General features: G+C 64.8%; 17 protein-coding genes. 3 read left to right on the top strand and 14 right to left on the bottom strand.

Annotation, left to right across the window (positions count from 1 at the left end):
- Positions 1-24: 24 nt before the first annotated feature.
- The 5 genes from EPB08_RS19790 to EPB08_RS19770 form a co-directional block, all read right to left on the bottom strand.
- On the bottom strand, positions 25-1,116 hold the full coding sequence (locus EPB08_RS19790) for a PQQ-dependent sugar dehydrogenase (protein WP_130620849.1): 1,092 nt from the start codon (positions 1,114-1,116) through the stop codon (positions 25-27).
- A gap of 156 nt (positions 1,117-1,272) precedes the next feature.
- The gene (locus tag EPB08_RS19785) at positions 1,273-1,677 is read right to left on the bottom strand and encodes a DUF3224 domain-containing protein (RefSeq protein ID WP_130620848.1); all 405 of its coding nucleotides are present in this window, start codon (positions 1,675-1,677) and stop codon (positions 1,273-1,275) included.
- Between the two features lie 85 nt (positions 1,678-1,762).
- Complete coding sequence (locus tag EPB08_RS19780; protein WP_130620847.1) at positions 1,763-2,764, bottom strand: YheT family hydrolase; 1,002 nt, start codon at positions 2,762-2,764, stop codon at positions 1,763-1,765.
- Positions 2,761-3,537: a lysophospholipid acyltransferase family protein gene (locus EPB08_RS19775; protein ID WP_425598268.1), complete on the bottom strand. Its 777-nt coding sequence runs from the start codon at positions 3,535-3,537 to the stop codon at positions 2,761-2,763. The genes EPB08_RS19780 and EPB08_RS19775 overlap by 4 nt, the downstream gene beginning before the upstream one ends.
- Before the next feature lie 96 nt (positions 3,538-3,633).
- Positions 3,634-4,110, bottom strand: a complete 477-nt coding sequence (locus EPB08_RS19770) for an Lrp/AsnC family transcriptional regulator (protein WP_130620845.1) — start codon at positions 4,108-4,110, stop codon at positions 3,634-3,636.
- Positions 4,111-4,258: 148 nt separating this feature from the next.
- Between EPB08_RS19770 and phhA the strand changes: the two genes are divergently transcribed.
- Positions 4,259-5,149 (top strand): phenylalanine 4-monooxygenase, encoded by an 891-nt coding sequence (phhA, locus tag EPB08_RS19765; RefSeq protein ID WP_130620844.1) that lies wholly within the window; start codon positions 4,259-4,261, stop codon positions 5,147-5,149.
- Positions 5,150-5,324: 175 nt separating this feature from the next.
- Complete coding sequence (locus EPB08_RS19760) at positions 5,325-5,942, top strand: OmpW/AlkL family protein (RefSeq protein WP_130620843.1); 618 nt, start codon at positions 5,325-5,327, stop codon at positions 5,940-5,942.
- Positions 5,943-6,029: 87 nt separating this feature from the next.
- On the opposite strand, the gene EPB08_RS19755 is transcribed toward EPB08_RS19760, so the two are convergent.
- The gene (locus EPB08_RS19755) at positions 6,030-6,713 is read right to left on the bottom strand and encodes an RES family NAD+ phosphorylase (RefSeq protein ID WP_130620842.1); all 684 of its coding nucleotides are present in this window, start codon (positions 6,711-6,713) and stop codon (positions 6,030-6,032) included.
- A gap of 174 nt (positions 6,714-6,887) precedes the next feature.
- Positions 6,888-7,286, bottom strand: a complete 399-nt coding sequence (locus EPB08_RS19750; RefSeq protein ID WP_130620841.1) for an MbcA/ParS/Xre antitoxin family protein — start codon at positions 7,284-7,286, stop codon at positions 6,888-6,890.
- Between the two features lie 213 nt (positions 7,287-7,499).
- Between EPB08_RS19750 and EPB08_RS19745 the strand changes: the two genes are divergently transcribed.
- The gene (locus tag EPB08_RS19745) at positions 7,500-8,039 is read left to right on the top strand and encodes an SRPBCC family protein (protein ID WP_130620840.1); all 540 of its coding nucleotides are present in this window, start codon (positions 7,500-7,502) and stop codon (positions 8,037-8,039) included.
- A 30-nt stretch (positions 8,040-8,069) separates the two neighbouring features.
- Here EPB08_RS19745 and EPB08_RS19740 read toward each other — a convergent pair whose 3' ends face one another.
- The 7 genes from EPB08_RS19740 to EPB08_RS19710 all read right to left on the bottom strand — a co-directional run bounded on the left by EPB08_RS19740 (position 8,070) and on the right by EPB08_RS19710 (position 15,766).
- Positions 8,070-9,305: a PH domain-containing protein gene (locus tag EPB08_RS19740; protein WP_130620839.1), complete on the bottom strand. Its 1,236-nt coding sequence runs from the start codon at positions 9,303-9,305 to the stop codon at positions 8,070-8,072.
- A 198-nt stretch (positions 9,306-9,503) separates the two neighbouring features.
- Complete coding sequence (locus tag EPB08_RS19735; RefSeq protein ID WP_130620882.1) at positions 9,504-11,267, bottom strand: DUF885 domain-containing protein; 1,764 nt, start codon at positions 11,265-11,267, stop codon at positions 9,504-9,506.
- Positions 11,268-11,284: 17 nt separating this feature from the next.
- Complete coding sequence (locus EPB08_RS19730; protein WP_130620838.1) at positions 11,285-12,943, bottom strand: SulP family inorganic anion transporter; 1,659 nt, start codon at positions 12,941-12,943, stop codon at positions 11,285-11,287.
- A gap of 654 nt (positions 12,944-13,597) precedes the next feature.
- Entirely contained in the window at positions 13,598-14,305 is a 708-nt protein-coding gene (locus tag EPB08_RS19725; RefSeq protein ID WP_130620881.1) for a helix-turn-helix transcriptional regulator, read from the bottom strand.
- A 212-nt stretch (positions 14,306-14,517) separates the two neighbouring features.
- Positions 14,518-15,147, bottom strand: coding sequence for a glutathione S-transferase family protein (locus tag EPB08_RS19720; RefSeq protein ID WP_130620837.1), 630 nt, complete (start codon positions 15,145-15,147; stop codon positions 14,518-14,520).
- A 14-nt stretch (positions 15,148-15,161) separates the two neighbouring features.
- Entirely contained in the window at positions 15,162-15,566 is a 405-nt protein-coding gene (locus tag EPB08_RS19715) for a GFA family protein (RefSeq protein WP_130620836.1), read from the bottom strand.
- On the bottom strand, positions 15,563-15,766 hold the full coding sequence (locus tag EPB08_RS19710; RefSeq protein WP_130620835.1) for a hypothetical protein: 204 nt from the start codon (positions 15,764-15,766) through the stop codon (positions 15,563-15,565). The genes EPB08_RS19715 and EPB08_RS19710 overlap by 4 nt, the downstream gene beginning before the upstream one ends.
- Positions 15,767-15,779: the final 13 nt, after the last annotated feature.

Here is a 15,779-nt window from a genome sequence, read left to right as displayed (position 1 = left end):
CGTCCCGTGGGGCGCGGCCTTGCATCAGGGCTGGTAGGTCACGCGATAGACCGCGCCGGCGAGATCGTCACTCACCAGCAGGCTGCCGTCGGGCAGCGGCTGCACGTCGGCCGGACGGCCCCAGGCCGTCTCGTTCTGCTGGAAGCCTTCGATCAGCGGTTCGTAGGACGCCACCTTGTCGCCATTGAGGCGCACCGTCATCACGCGATAGCCGGATTTCTTGGTGCGATTCCACGAACCGTGTTCGGCAATGATGATCGCGCCCTTGTAGCTGGCGGGAAACTGCTTGCCTTCATAGAAGCGCATGCCCAGCGAGGCAACGTGCGCGCCAAGCTTCAGCACGGGCGGCGTGTAGTCCTTGCAGTTCTTGCCCTTGCCGAACTCCGGATCGAGGGTGTCGCCCTGGTGGCAATAGGGATATCCGAAGTGCTCGCCGACGTGCGACAGACGGTTGAGCTCGTCGCTGGGCATGTCGTCGCCCATCAGGTCGCGCCCGTTGTCGGTGAACCACAGCTGCTTCGTGCCCGGCTGCCAGTCGAAGCCGACGGTGTTGCGGATGCCGTAGGCCACGTCTTCCAGGCCGCTGCCATCCGGGTTCATGCGCGTGAGCTTGGCGTAGTCCTTGCCCTTGTCACAGATGTTGCACGGCGCGCCGATCGGCACGTAGAGCTTGCCGTCGGGACCGAAGGCGATGAACTTCCAGCCGTGGTGCGTCTCGGTCGGGAACTTGTCGTAGATGACTTCCGGCTTCGGCGGATCGTCCAGGTGATTCTCGATGTCGCGCAGCACATAGATCTTGCTGACGGCGGAGATGTAGAGATCACCATTGCGGAACGCCACGCCCACCGGCAGCTGCAGCCCGCTGGCGATCACGCGCACCTTGTCGGCGTGGCCGGTGCCCTGGCTGTCGGTCAGCGCATAGACCTTGCCGGCGCTGTTCGAGCCGACGAAAACCGTGCCCTTCGCGCCCAGTGCCAATTCGCGCGCATTCGACACGTCGTCGGCGTACACGGCGATATGGAAACCCTTGGCCAGCGTGAGCTTGTCCAGTTGCGGCGCGGCGCCGGCCGTGTGGACGGCCAGCAGGCCAAACAGTGCGAACATCCAGCGACGCATGGGTCTAGCCTGCCGGGTGGTGGAAAGCCCGAAGCGTAGCGCGAGCGCCGCCCGCCTTCCACGGCCGCATGGGGTCACGCTTGGATGTAGCCCCGCCCGCTGCGGCATGCATCGGTGCTCGCGCGCGCAGAAAAGAGCCTGCGCGCAATCACTTGCCTACGGTATGTCAGGCAGGGAATAGGCCAGTTCGTAGTGATGCAAGCCATCGGCGATGCGGATGGTCAGTGCGCCGGCGATGCCGCTCAGCCCTTCCGTGCCGGAGTCCGGCACGATCGTGATCGCCAGCTGCGGCGTCCCGCGGTTCATGACGCCGTTGTGTTGCAGTGCAAAGCTGCCTTCGCGGCCATGCAGCACGCCGTGCACGCGCTCCATCGCCACATAGCCGGCCGAGCCATCGATGGCCGTGCCCACGGCAAGCATCTGGCCCCGGCCGGTACCCGCAAGGTCGCCCTTGAACTGCTTTTCGAGCGCCATGCGGCCCACGCTGGGATCGCCTACGCCATCCACGGGGGATTGCGGTGTCACCTTCACTTCGAAGGTGCCGGTAGCGCGCAGGGTCATGCTCGATCCTCCTTCATGGAATGTCCGTCCTGCCACGGCACGCTAGCTGCGATACCGCGATGGCGCCACATGAGCCGATCGGCGGTTACGGCACGATCGCGTTGAATCGCGTGGCGATGTACTCGTCCGTGAAGCTGGTCATGTCCCAGCCGCGGATGAAGCCACAATGCCCACCGAAGGTGGAGATATCCAGTTCCACGTTGGCCGGCAGTTCCAGTTTCTCGAACGCATCCACCGGAATGACGGGATCGTCACGCGCGGTGAGGATGGTGGCCGGCACGTGCAAGTCGGCCAGGGCGCGACCCGCGACCGAGTAACCGTCCAGGTAGGCTTCCAGCGAGCCGAAATCCGTATGGCGTGCCACCAACGACGCGGTGAGGCCCCGCAGGTTCTGCTTGAGCTCGGACAGCTCGAAGTATTCGCGCTGTGGAAACGCCGCCTGCTTGGCCTGCAGCGAACGTCGCCACTTGTGCATGAAGTACGCCTGGTAGAACCAGGGCGCGGATGCTTCCAGCGAGAACAGGCCTTCGCTGGGATCGATGATCGGGCACACCGCCAGCGCGTAGCTCAGCGGCAGGCCCGCTGCCGGCGCCTGCAACGCGGCGCGCAGCGCGAAATTGCCGCCCAGCGAGAAGCCCGCCAGCGCCATCGGCCGGTTCGGATAGCGCTGTGATATGTCGATCAGGGCATGCACCACCTCATCGATGCGGCACGAATGGAACAGCGCCTCGTTGAGATGATGGCTGTCGCCATGGTCGCGGAAATTCAGGCGGAAAATGTCCCAGCCGTCCGCAAGCAGGCGGCTGCCGGTCTGCAGCACATAGGTGGAATCGACGCTGCCTTCCCAGCCGTGGAACAGCACCGCCAGGCCACGCGGTTGCGCCCGCTGCTTCTGCGCGGTGTACGCCCCGGTCAGGCGTACGCCATCGCCGCCATTCACGGTCACCTGCTCGGCGCCATCCATGACCGCCTGGGCCGCCTTGGGCAACAGCACGCGCCGCACGCCGCTGGAGGACAGCATGGTCTGGATGTGGCCACTGCGTAGCGGCCACGGCGGCAGGAAATCCTTTCCCCTGGGGAGATTCATGCGCGGCTGTCGCGATTCGGCTGGTCTTCCAGCGCCATGGCAATGCGTTCGCGCGACAGCTCCGCCATGCGACGTCGCGCATCGGGCGTGGCCGGCACGGGTTCGAGGAAATGCACTTCCGCATCCAGCGGCGCTTCGCCGAGCAGGCGCAGGAAGTTCTGCATGAAGTTTTCGTGCTCGCGGAATCCGGCATCGACCACGCGGCGCCCGTCGCGCGCAAAGCGCAGCGCAACCGGCTGCACCGGCACTTCGGCATCCAGCGCGGCCTGGAAGATGCGCGCATGGAACACGCGCAGCACGCCGTTGTGGCCGGTACCCCCTTCCGGGAACACCGCCACCGAGCGACCGCCGCGCAGGCGGTCGACCATCACCTGCATCACCGCCGCCAGCGAGTGGTTGCTGCCCCGGCGATGGAAGATGGTGCCCCCAGAGGCGGCCAGCCAGCCCACCAGCGGCCAGCTGGCGATCTCGGCCTTGGCCACGAAGCAGGCCGCGCGCTGGCTGTGCAGCAGCTCGATGTCGATCCACGAGGTGTGGTTGGCCACGAACAGCACCGGATCGGCCAACGGCTTGCCCACGCGCACGGAGCGCAGGCCGAAGATGCGCAGCAGCGCCGTGGACCACCAGCGGATCATGCGGTGCGCGAACGGCTCGCGACCGTTCTGCATGACCGCATCGCGCTTCCAGGTGAGTACGAACCCACACAGCATGATGCCCAGCACCACGTGCAGCAGCAGCAGCGGTACGCGCCAGGCGTAACGCAGGGGTCGCATCAGGTCTCGGCGGGCCGGGGCGGAAACGGTGTGGGTACTCATCAGTCCAGTTAGTTTAGCGTTAGTCGGGCCGATCCTGTGCCCCGCGCCCATGCTTCAGCGTTCCACAGGATTCAGCGGTAAAGCAGCCGATCGCTTCACGGTACGCAGGACGAAGCTGGAATTGACGTCAGCCACGCCTGCGGCGTTCAGCAACCGGTCGAGCAGGAACCTCGAAAAATCCTGCAGGTCCGCCACGAAGACGTGCAGCAGGTAGTCCATGTCACCCGTGAGCGCATAGCACGCCACGACTTCGTCCCAGCCATTGACCAGCTCCACGAAGCGTTCCACCGCGGCGCTTTCGTGCTTGGTCAGCTGCACGCGCACGAAGGCCTGCAGCCCAAGACCCACCGCCTGGGGATCCACCTGGGCGGTATAGCCGGTGAGGATGCCGTCGGACTCCAGCCGCTGCAGGCGCCGCAGGCAGGCCGACGGCGACAGGCTGACCTTCTCGGCCAGTTCGGCATTGGTGATGCGGCCATCGCTCTGCAGCACCGCGAGAATGCGCAGGTCGGTACGGTCCAGGTTGGGCATGGCAATGAATATCCGAATATCGAGTCTAAGACGCAAGATTATTGCTTAAATGCGTGGTCATGAAGCAATAAAACAATCTTCGTGCGCGGCAACGGCCGTATGCTGAGCCATCCTCCCCTTACCCGGCCCCAGCTGCCAGGAGCCCGCCATGAGCACCACGCCCCGCCGCGTCGAACATCACCAGACCGACCGTGGTTATGTCCCGGTGTACGCCACCGGCGTGGTCGAACAGCCCTGGGCGGACTACACCGAGACCGACCACGAGGTGTGGGACACCCTCTACAAGCGCCAGCGCGAACTACTGCCGGGGCGTGCCTGCCAGGAGTTCCTGGATGGGGTGGAGCGTTTCGGCATGGGTGACGGCGGCATCCCGAAGTTCGCCGACCTCAACAAGGTGTTGGGCGAGACCACCGGCTGGGAACTGGTCGCCGTGGAAGGCCTGCTGCCCGATGAAGTGTTCTTCGACCACCTGGCCAACCGCCGTTTCCCGGTGAGCTGGTGGATCCGCAAGCCCGATCAGCTCGACTACCTCAGCGAGCCCGATCTGTTCCACGACCTGTTCGGCCACGTTCCGCTGCTGCTCAACCCGGTGTTCGCCGACTACATGCAGGCCTACGGCCGCGGCGGCATGAAGGCCTTCGCGATCGGCCCCGAAGCTCTGATGAACCTCACGCGCCTGTACTGGTACACGGTGGAGTTCGGCCTGATCAACACCAAGGACGGCATGCGCATCTATGGCGCGGGCATCGTCAGCTCGAAGGGCGAGTCGATCTACTCGCTGGACTCGCCCTCGCCGAATCGCATCGGCTTCGGCCTGGAACGCGTGATGAGCACGCGCTACCGCATCGACACCTACCAGCAAACCTATTTCGTGATCGACAGCTTCGAGCAGTTGTTCGAAGCCACTCATCCCGACTTCACGCCGATCTACGCCAAGCTGCGCGAAGAAAACCCGCATGCTGCGGGCGACGTGCTGGACAGCGACCGCGTGTTCACGCGCGGCAATCGCGAGGGTTGGGCGACCAACGCCGATACGTAAGCACTCAACGCATCATCAACACGAAAAGCCCGCCGAATGGCGGGCTTTTTCTTTTCGAGGTGCTGCAGGGCATGCGTCCGTATGCCCCAGTTTCGCTTGATGCAAGTCAAAACCGCACAACGAAATTCTCACGAGCATGGGCCCGTTCGAAACGATACCCACACGGATGAGCCCCATGAAAGTTCTGCTTCCCCTCGTCATCGCCGCAGTCCTCGGCGCCGTTGCCGCTCCCGCCGCCCATGCCGACAGCAACGACAACTGGGTCGTGCGCTTCGGTGCGCACGCGGTTGATCCCAAGAGCAACACCGGCAACCTGGCCGGCGCCCGTTCGACCACCAGCACCAGCGTGCGTCCGACCGGCAGCATCGAATACATGATCACGCCGAACCTCGGCGTGGACCTGCTGGCGGCCTGGCCGTTCCAGCACGACGTGAAGCTGTCTGGCGTGGGCAAGGTCGCGCAGACCAAGCAACTGCCGCCGACCCTGGGCATCAACTATCACTTCCTTCCCGATAGCCAGGTGTCACCGTTCGTGGGCGTGGGCGTGAACTACACCAACTTCTTCGACACCAAGGGCACCGGTGCACTCAAGGGCGCCAGCGTCAGCATCGACAACAGCTGGGGCGTGGCCGCACACGCCGGCATCGACGTGAAGCTCTCGCCGAAGTGGCTCTTCACCGCCGACCTGCGCTGGGTCGACATCGAGAGCGATGTGCACGTCAACGGCGCCAAGGTCGGCACCGCCAAGATCGATCCGCTCGTCTACGGCGTGAGCCTCGGCTACCGCTTCTGATTTCCTTGGAAAGGGCTTCCGGCAAGGATGCCGGGTGGGCCTCCCGTCATGGGAGGCCCTTTTTCTTTGTGACGACCCGTTACGAGTTCATCCGCGCTTCCACTCATCCACCGTGAGTACCTGGGCGATGCGCTTGCCGTCCCAGCGATACATCAGGTGCTGTGCCTGCACGCAGGGTGCTACGCGATCCGGGTAGAACACAGCCACGCATTCGCCGCCACGATGGCGCACGCTGTCGTACACGAGGCCGTCCGAACCTTCGTTGCGTAGGCGGCGCGCCAAAGCAACGCCCGCGGCGTAGTGGTCGGGATCGTGCTCGGCTTTCCAGCCACCACGCAGGTCGTGCAGCCTGGCCTGGATGCTGGTGCGATAACAGCGCATTTCGATATCGCAGGGTGGCTCCGCGGTGGCGGCGAGAAAGCGCTCGCGGTGATACACCGTTTCCTCCACCGCCGTGGCAATGCTGTGCCCCGCGTAGAACACGCCCCAGCTGCCGTCGGAGAAACGACTGCCTTCGGGATTGAGGTGGGTGAACGCCGCCATCACCGGCGTACTGCCGGGACCGCTGATGCGTCGCTCCCTCGGAACGAGCGGCAACTGGCCCAGTTCGTCGCGCAGGCGCGGATTGGTCATCGCTTCGATCGCGTAGAGCGCTTCCAGGTCGCCCGGTGCAGCGATGCGATCGAACACGCCCACCGGCGGAAAGCGGCTGGGCACGATGCGATACGCCTGGCTCCAGCGAACGCGTTTGAGTGGTGGAATGTCTGCCATGACGAGTGCTACTCACGCTGTCTGCCAGAGGTGGAAGTATGGCGGGCACCCGTATCGCCAGCTGCGACGTGGGCCGCACGCTGGTTGCCCGTGAGATTCGGCTGACACCCTGCGAGCGAATGCGTCTCGCACAGCGGGCCTCGTCCTTCGCAACGCGAGGCTGCCGCGCAGTCTTCAGTTCCAGCCGCGCTGGGCGTCCAGATACTGGCGAACCACATACAGGTCGGCCACGTTGCCCGACAACATGCGCTGCAAGGCCGACTGTCCGCCGAACAGCGATGCCTGGTTGGCGCGGTGGACCCATTCATCGGCCTGCTTGGGGTCCGGGAACAGGATCTGCAGGTCTTTCCAGATGCCGAGCAGGTAGCTGATGCGCTCGAGCGTGTCGCGGCCGAGCGTGCCTTCCTGCAGACGCTTCCACTTGTAGAAGGTGGATTCCGGCGGATCGCCCAACAGGCGGCGCTGGTCGGCGATGCGCAGGTTCCAGCGTTCGGCGAGGTTGAAGAAGCCGCGCAGGGCGGGGCCGCTCAGATCGGCCGCCGGGATGGCGTCGGACTGGAGATGTGCAGCCATGGCGTACTCTCCGTATAAACCTTGATGTCAATATACTGCATTGGTGAAGTTTTCGCCAGCAGCCTGTACGGCCGGACCGACTCCACCCGGACTCCCCCGCCCGTAACCAACCGTCCGCACCTCCGCCCGACGAAAGCCTCTACGCCAACCAGCCTATATGGGGCACCCAACACCCCGCGCATACTCCTGCCGCCTTCGTTGCGGGAGAACACCATGCGTGCCCTGCCCCTGCTTGTCGTGGCGTCCGTCGCCTGCTCGATCAGCGCGCACGCCGAGGTCAAGGAATCCAGCGCGGACCATCTGCTGATCGTCAATGCGCGGACGATCCAGGCGTCGCCGAACAAGGTATACGCCGCGCTGATCGACATCGGCCGCTGGTGGGACGGCGAACACACCTATTCCGGCGATGCCACGAACCTCAGCATGCAATCCGTGGCGGGTGGCTGTTTCTGCGAACGCTGGGCTACGCAGAGCGTGGCCCACGGGCGCGTGATCTGGGCAAACCCGGGCAAACTGCTGCGATTGGATACGGCACTGGGCCCGCTGCAAAGCATGGCGGTGCAAGGGGTGATGACGTTTGCACTCAAGCCGTCGGGCGATGGCACTGCGCTGCAGTTCGAGTACCGCGTGAATGGCTCAGGCAGCAGCGGGCTGGACAAGCTCGCCCCGTCGATTGACGGCGTACTGATGGCGCAGCTGCAGCGCTTGCAGAGCTATCTGGAAACCGGCAAAGCCCAGCCCGCCAAGCCTTGATCTTCGCCAGGCAAGGCAGGCGTCATGCGGCTACTGGCGGCAACTGCCCAACTGCATCCAGCGTAGGCCGAACCTGCCGGGATGAAGGCGGACGCAAACCATGTCGCCTTGGTTCACGGCGTCGAAGTAGGCGCGTGACACCATGACGCTGTCGTCGTCGATGGTGTCACCCCACGGCGCCAGATAGACCTCGTAGGTGGTGGATCTGCCGTGGCTCACATGCTTGCCGGTGATCGAAGTCTGGAACACCTGGACGGGTGCGTCGTCCCACATCGTATCGACGAGCGCCAGCAGGCCGACCCCATAGGCCGCCATGAAGGGCAACATGACGAGAGGCAGCGCCCACGGCTTTGGGGTCGTGGACGACGCCGCCTTCGGCGCCATCACGACCGCCAGGCAAAGCGGCATCCCCAACAGCGAACCCCACAGCAACAGCTGCTTGATGTCGATGACGTGGACGTCGAACAGCGCGCGCATCGCCAGCACCAGCGGCGGCATGATCAACAGAGTGGCGAGGTTCGGGCGCACATCGCGTTGCTTGCCATCGAGTTGGAACAGGTTCGGCTTTGCCCACGAGAGACCGATCGCCAACCACGGCATCAGTGCGGCACAGGCGATCATCGCGGCATACGGCCTGGGATACACGAAGCCCCACGCCAGCAGGGCCATCGGCAGCAGGTTGAGCACCTTGGCGGTCTGCTTCGCCTTTTCCAGTTTCGACAGGCGCTCCTGCGCGTTGCTGCCCAGCGTGGCGTCCTGCTCGACCATCGCCAGGGTCGACGCCCGCTCCTGCTCGTCTAAGTCAGGCAAGGCGCTGAACCAGGCGTTGAAGCGGTCGTCGAGGCCGAACGTCGCGCGGGTAAGCCTGAGCGGGCGCCCTTGCTTCGGGACGATTACGGGATAGACCACGCTGCGCCCGCTGACCAGGCGACGGCCCACGATGTCCCCCGTTTCCAACCGCCGCGTGCCAAAGGCACCGCGGACTTCGATGGCTCGCGCCTCCAGCGTCACCCGGGCGTTCATGGCGTAAGCGAGGGCGTAGACGGGAATAGCCAGAAGGCACATGGCCACGAAGCCGAGAAAGGCGCCGGAGGCGCCATCGGAGCGTCCGTTCTGCGCCAGATAAAACAGGCCGATGCCCATGGCACCGAACAGCAAGCCCAAAAACCCGCAAGCGATCTTCTGACCGGTCGTTACCCGATAGACCAACGGGTAACGGATGTCCTTGTGCCAGTCCTTGTCCAGCACTCCCTGCATGTCACTCATAACCTCGTTCCCCCTGAAACGGTGTCTGGCGATGGCGTTGGAGCTTAGCTGCTTTTCCGAGGAGGCAGGCGGGCCTCAAAGCTGGTTCAAACGGTGAGTTGCTATGGGTCAGCGATCTTCACTACCCGCACTACACCCCTCCCTCCGCAGGTTGCCTTGGCAGCAACTGCAGGAGAGAGAGGGCGTAGCCACGTGTGATTACGGAGTCTTCGGCTTGTCGCAATCGCAGCCGAAGTCCGGCTCGGGGCCGCCGTCGGCGATGAAGCGGTCGATGCGCTTTTCCAGGACCGGCAGTGGCACGGAGCCGAGCTGCAGGATGGTGTCGTGGAAGTGGCGCACGTCGAACCTGGTGCCCAGCGCCTGCTCGGCCTTCTGGCGCAGCTCGAGCATCTTCAGGTAGCCCAGTTCGTAGGACAGCGCCTGGCCAGGCCAGCTGATGTAGCGATCAACCTCGTTGGCGATCTCGCGATCGGATAGCGCGGTGTTCTGCGTCATGAAGTCGATCGCCTGCTGGCGCGTCCAACCGAGGTGATGGATGCCGGTGTCGACGACGAGACGGCAGGCGCGCCACATCTGGTAGGTGAGATAACCAAAGCGGTCATAGGGCGTCTTGTAGATGCCCATCTCGTTGCCGAGGTATTCGGAATACAGGCCCCAGCCTTCACCGTACGCGGAGATATAGCCTTCACGGCGGAACGCCGGCTGGCCCTTCTGTTCCGCCGCCAGCGCCAGCTGCAGCGAGTGACCCGGCGCCGATTCATGCAGGGTCAGCGCCGGCATGTTGTAGAGCGGGCGGGACGGCAGGTCGTAGGTGTTGACCAGGTAACTCGAGGCGCCGCCGCGGCCGGAGGTGTAGTACGGCGCGATGTCCGCCGGCACCGGCACGATGGCGAAGCGCTGGCGCGGCAGGCGACCGAACTCCTTGCCCAGTTGTGCGTCCACCTGCTTCGCCACCCAGGCGGTGCGCATCAGCAGTTCGTCGGGCGTCTTGGCGTAGAACTGCGGATCGGTGCGCAGGAAGTGCAGGAAGTCGGCGAAGCTTCCCTTGAAGCCCGTCTCCTGCATGGTCTTCACCATCTCGGCGTGGATCTTCGCCACCTGCTCCGTGCCCACCTTGTGGATGGTGTCGGGATCGAGATCGAGCGTGGTGTATTCGATGATCTGCTGGCGATACCACGCCTTGCCGTCTGGCATGGACTCGGCCGCGAGCGTGGTGCGCGCCTTGGGCACGTACTCGTTGCGGAAGAAGGTGAGCAGGGTGCTGTAGGCCGGAATCACCTTGCCGCCGATCACCTGCTTCGCCTCGTCCTGCAGCTTCGCCGCATCAGCGGGCGCGATCGAGGTCGGCATTTTTTCGAACGGCTTGTAGAAGCTGCTCTTGGTCGGATCCTTGAGGTCGGCCACAGCAGCGATCGACACGTCGCGGCCATTGAGCACCTCGCGCGGCACGCTGAAGCCGCGTGCAAGGCCGTCCCGCATGTTGTCGATCTGCTGGTTGAAGTACGACGGCACCTGGCCCAGGCGCTCGATGTAATGCTTGTAGTCCTGCGCGGTGCGCAAGTTGTCGCCTTCGAGCACGTAGCCGAGGTCGCTCCAGAACGCCGAGTCGCTGTTGAACGGCATCTGCCACTGCTTGAACGTCTGCACGGCGAGCAGGTTCTGGATCTGCGCACGGTAGATCGCGTAGTTGACCTGGTCCTCCGGCGACAGCTGCTTCACGTCGACGCCGTCGAGATCCTTCAGCACCTTCTGCCAGTAATCCTGTCGCTTCTGCTGGCTGGCGGCATCCACATTGTCCAGGCGCCCGCCATTGGGCTGCGCCTCGCCGGAAGAGGCAATCCCGGACTGACCGTTACGCCAGGCCCATTCGGTGTCATAGATCTGCTTGAAGCGGGCGGCGGCGTCCTGTGCAGCCAAGGCGGGCGCGGCAACGGCGAGGGCGGCCATGGCCAGCCAGGTCATGCGGATGGATCGGGTCACTACGAATTTCCCTTGTCCGAAGAAGAAGTGGGCGATGGTGCCAACACGGCATCCTCTACGCTCCAGTCGTCCAGCGCCTGTGGCGGAAGCTGGGGTAGCGCCATGCGGATGAGCGCGTCGCGGGCATCATCCTTCAATCGTGCCACGCGCAGCTCGATGCCACGAGCGTCCAGCCAGGTGACGAAATCTCCCAGCGACTCGAGCACGGTGCCGTCGAGATCGGGCGATTCCTCCAGGCTCAGGATCACCCGATGCAGCCCCTGCTTCGCCTCGACGCGATGGCGCGCCTGCGCCAGCACGGTTTCGGCGTTGGCGAAGAACAGCGGTTCCTCGGGACGCACGATCAACATGCCCGGCGGCGGTACCGCCTGGGGATGCTGGGCGATGTCCACGAAATCGTGGCTGTTGGAGAGGCGGCCCAGCACGCACAGCCGCGGCGTCGCCAGTTGGCGCAGCAACATCACCAGGCTGAAAGCGATGGCGAACAGCAGGCCATTGAGGATGCCCAGCGACAGCACGGCCAACACGGCGGCCAGCGCCACCAGCCGATCGCGATGCCAGCGCAGGTAGGGCGCGAAAGTGGACAGGCGCAGCGACTTGCTCACCGCATGAATCACGATCGCCGCCAGCACCGGCTGCGGTATGCGCTCGATCCAGCGCAACGCGAACAGCACCAGCAGCAGTACCGTGCCCGCGGCGATCAGGCCGGACAGGCGCGAACGTGCTCCCGCGGCTTCGTTGGCCGACGTCCCCGAATAACCGGCGCCGACCGGCATGCCATGCAGCGCACCCGACACCACGTTGGCGATGCCCAGCACGATCAGATCGCGGTTGGGCTCGACCTTGTCGCCGTGCTTGAGCGCGAAGCCTCGAATGGAGCTGTACGACTCCGCGTAGAGGATCAGCAGCAAGGCGGCCGCCAATTCCACGCTCGGCAACCATTGACCGCTTTCCGGCCAACGGGGCCAACCCAACGCCTGGGCCAGGTCGATCCGACCGGTGAGCTCGACGCCCTGCCCCTGCAGCCACCCCGATGCCGCCACGCCCAGCACGATCACCGCCAGGCTCCCGGGCACGCGCCGGAAGCGCTCACTGGCGAACAGCAGCAACAACGCGACCACGCCCGTGCCCACGGAAGCGAGCTTCATCTGTGGCGACACCGTGGCCAGTTCGTACAGCAGCTTTGGCACGAAATCACCGTGCAGGCCCGCCACGCCAAACAGGTGCGGCAGCTGCTTCAACGCGATGACGCAGGCGAGTCCGAAGGTGTAGCCACGCAGCACCGGCCGCGCGATCAGGTGCGAGAGGCCGCCCAGGCGCGCAGCGCCGGCAATCAGGAAACACACGCCCGTCAGCAGCACGAGCATGGCGCCTATGGCTGCGCGCGAGACGTTGTCGCCACCTGCCAACGCCAGCGTACCGGCCGCCAGCACGGCGGCCGACGAGGACGTGGCGGAAACGATGGCGTAGCGGCTGCGGCCCAGCAGGCCGTAGATGGCCAGGCCTACGAAGAGTGCAATCACACCCGCCTGTGGCGGCAGATTGGCGATGCCTGAGTAGGCCACCGCCTCTGGAAGCAGGAGGCCGGCGATGGAGAGGCCGGATACGAGGTCCAGATGCCAGGTGGGGGCAGCGTTGGGGTTCTCGGTCGCGGGCATCGGTGGCTCCGGCGCGGGTGGCGGGGTGAGGGTAACTGATGCGGTGGGGTGGGTCTCTTTTCTGTGTGGGGGATGGGATTACTTCTCTCTCGCCCCAGTAGGAGCGCTCTGGGTGCGCCCCTACAACGAGCTCTGCAGCTCCGCTGCTCGATGTGCCGCGCAGCGGCACGAGCCTTGAAACATCCCCTGTGTGGCGGTGAGGGGTGGACGAATAGGCCCCGCAGGGGTGCCCGACAGGACGTCGGGCACTTTTCGTCCGGGCAGGAGCCCGGTCGAAAAGCCCGGCCGCCCCTCACGGACTGGCTGGGCGCAGCCCAGACAGCGCCACGCGGGGTGATCTTTCTTTTGGTTACTTTTCTTTGAGCAAGCAAAGAAAAGTGACCCGGGCCGCGGCAGCGGTCCGGAAGCCCGCGGCAGGCGGGCAAGTCGGCGAGAACGCTAGATCAAAAGCGAAAGTCACTGGACTCCTGCCTGACCAGCCTCCGGCTGTTGAAAAGCGCCTCGCAGGAGTGACGGATCGGAAGGAGCGAGGCGAAAGGTGGTCGCGCACAGGGTGCGCTCCTACAGGGAGAGTGGGCTGGCGTGCATGAAGATTGAGGCGAAACGCGTGACGAAGAACTGTCCACCCATGTCGGCGCCAGCGCCGAAATCCCCTCAGCTCTCCATCCCCTCGTAATACCCCCGCATCGCCTGCAGGTACGCGTCGAGGTTGCGTCCATCCTCGCTGCCGAAGCGTTCCCCGGTAATGGTGCACCCTCGAATGCGATCCGGCCGGAAATTGCGGAAACCCACGCGCAAACGGCACCAGGTGCCTAGCGTCCACGCGCCGCCCCAGAAAGCGAGGCACAACGGTTCCACTTCGCGCATGCTCTCGCGCCCGGCTTCATCGGCGTATTCCAGCCGCAATACCTGGCTGTCAGTGATGGCCGCGTTGAGCCGATCGATGAGGGCCGCGAAATCGGTCTTGGTCTGGTCGCGCCAGATCGGCGCATAGATGCGCGTGCGCGTGGCGCGATCACGCAGTTCGGGTGGCAGCACGGCCTCGATCTTCAGCAACGCGGCCTGTGCGCTTTCGGCCAGCTTCTGCCCGGCGAAGGCGCGCACGAAGCGCGTGCCCACCACCAGCGATTCGAGTTCGTCGGCGGTGAACATCAGCGGCGGGATGTCCGAACCCTTGCGCAGGAGATAACCGACGCCGGCTTCACCTTCGATCGGTACGCCGGAAAGCTGCAGGTCGGCCACGTCGCGATAGACGGTGCGCAGCGATACGCCGAGCGTGCCGGCGAGCTGGCGCGCCTGCAGCGCGGTACGACGCCCGCGCAGGGCGTGGATGATGAGGAAGAGCCGGTCGGCGCGACGCATCGGTGCATGATGGCCGACCGACTGGGCCACGGCCAGCGCCGGGAGTCACGGTTGCGGGAAGTCATGCGGGCGAAGCCTCGACCTTTACCCGCAGCCGTCACCCCTGCGCAAGGAAGAACCCGGCGGCTTTGGCGTCCCTGCGAGAACGACAGCTACCGGGCTCCCGCTTGCACCGGGATGGCGGTGGGGAAAGTACGCGCGAAACATCGGACTCAGGCCGCCTGCGCTGCCGCCAGCTCGGCATCCAGCGCGGCGGCGCGCTGCATCGCCGGACGCGAGCCAACGCGCTCGATATACGAGGTGATCACCGGCAATTCCGGCACCAGCTTGAACATCGTGGTCCAGCGCAACGCGCTTCCCCACAACACGTCGAGCGCGCTGAAGCGTTCGCCCAGCATGTACGGGCCACGTTCGAGCTGCGCCACCAGCGTGTTGAACATGGTGTCCCAATCGCCGTAGGGACACGTCGACGGCTGCACCGGCTCGCGCTTCATCGCGCGATCCACCAACGCGGGCTCGAAGCTCGAACCATAGAACACCATCCAGCGCAGGTATGGCCCGCGCAACGGATCGCCGATGGGTGGGGCGAGTCCCTTCTCCGGATAAAGATCCGCGAGGTACAGGTACACCGCCGGCTGCTCGGTAACGAGGCCACCGTTGTGCCAGATGGCCGGCACCTTGCCCATCGGATTCACGTCCGTATACGGCGGCTGGCGCTGCTCGTTGTGCTTGAGGTTGAGCACGTGCAGGTCGTACTCGACACCGAGTTCTTCGAGCAGCGCACGCGTGCCGCCGGAACGGCTGTTGGGTGCGTGATAGAAGGTGACACGTGGCGTGGTCATGGCAATGCCTCCGCTCAGAGATAGCTGGTAACGGCAGGTGCGTTCCACCAGTTGTTGTCGCGACCGTCGGAGTAGCGGATCGGAGCGGCGGCCCACTCCTCGTCGCTGGCGTCATCCAGGCAGGCAAGATTGACGGACAGGAATTCGCCACCGATCTGCTCCACATAGCCGCGATGGAACGAGTGCACGCCGCAATGCCGGCAGAACAGATTGTGCGTGCTCTGGGTGTTGAACTGGTAATCGACCAGCGCCTCTTCGCCACTGATCAGGCGGAACGTCTCAAGCTTGGCCATGGCGCCCCAGAAGCGTAGCTTGCGGCAGATGGAGCAGTTGCAGCGACCGGTGCCGGCAGCCAGGTCCAGTTCGGCCTCGAAGCGGACGGCGCCGCAATGGCAACTGCCGTGATAGATGCGACTCATGACAGGGCTCCATGAAGGGGCTTGCTGGCGATGACCTTGGGCATGCGTTCGGTCTTCACCTCGGTGCTGGGGGCTTTCTCGCGCTTGCCAGCGACCGGTTCCCGGTTCGTGGCAGGCAGCTTGTACTGGCCGTCCATCAACAGGCCGCGCATGTAGAGCGGACGGTAGGCCATCAGGATCTTTCCAATCGGGAACGGCATGACATCCTCCTTT

It is taken from the genome of Dyella amyloliquefaciens (assembly GCF_004296575.1).
GTDB lineage: Bacteria > Pseudomonadota > Gammaproteobacteria > Xanthomonadales > Rhodanobacteraceae > Dyella > Dyella amyloliquefaciens.
The sequence above is the reverse complement of the archived record's forward strand: the minus strand, read 5'-3'. Positions and strand labels throughout refer to the sequence as shown.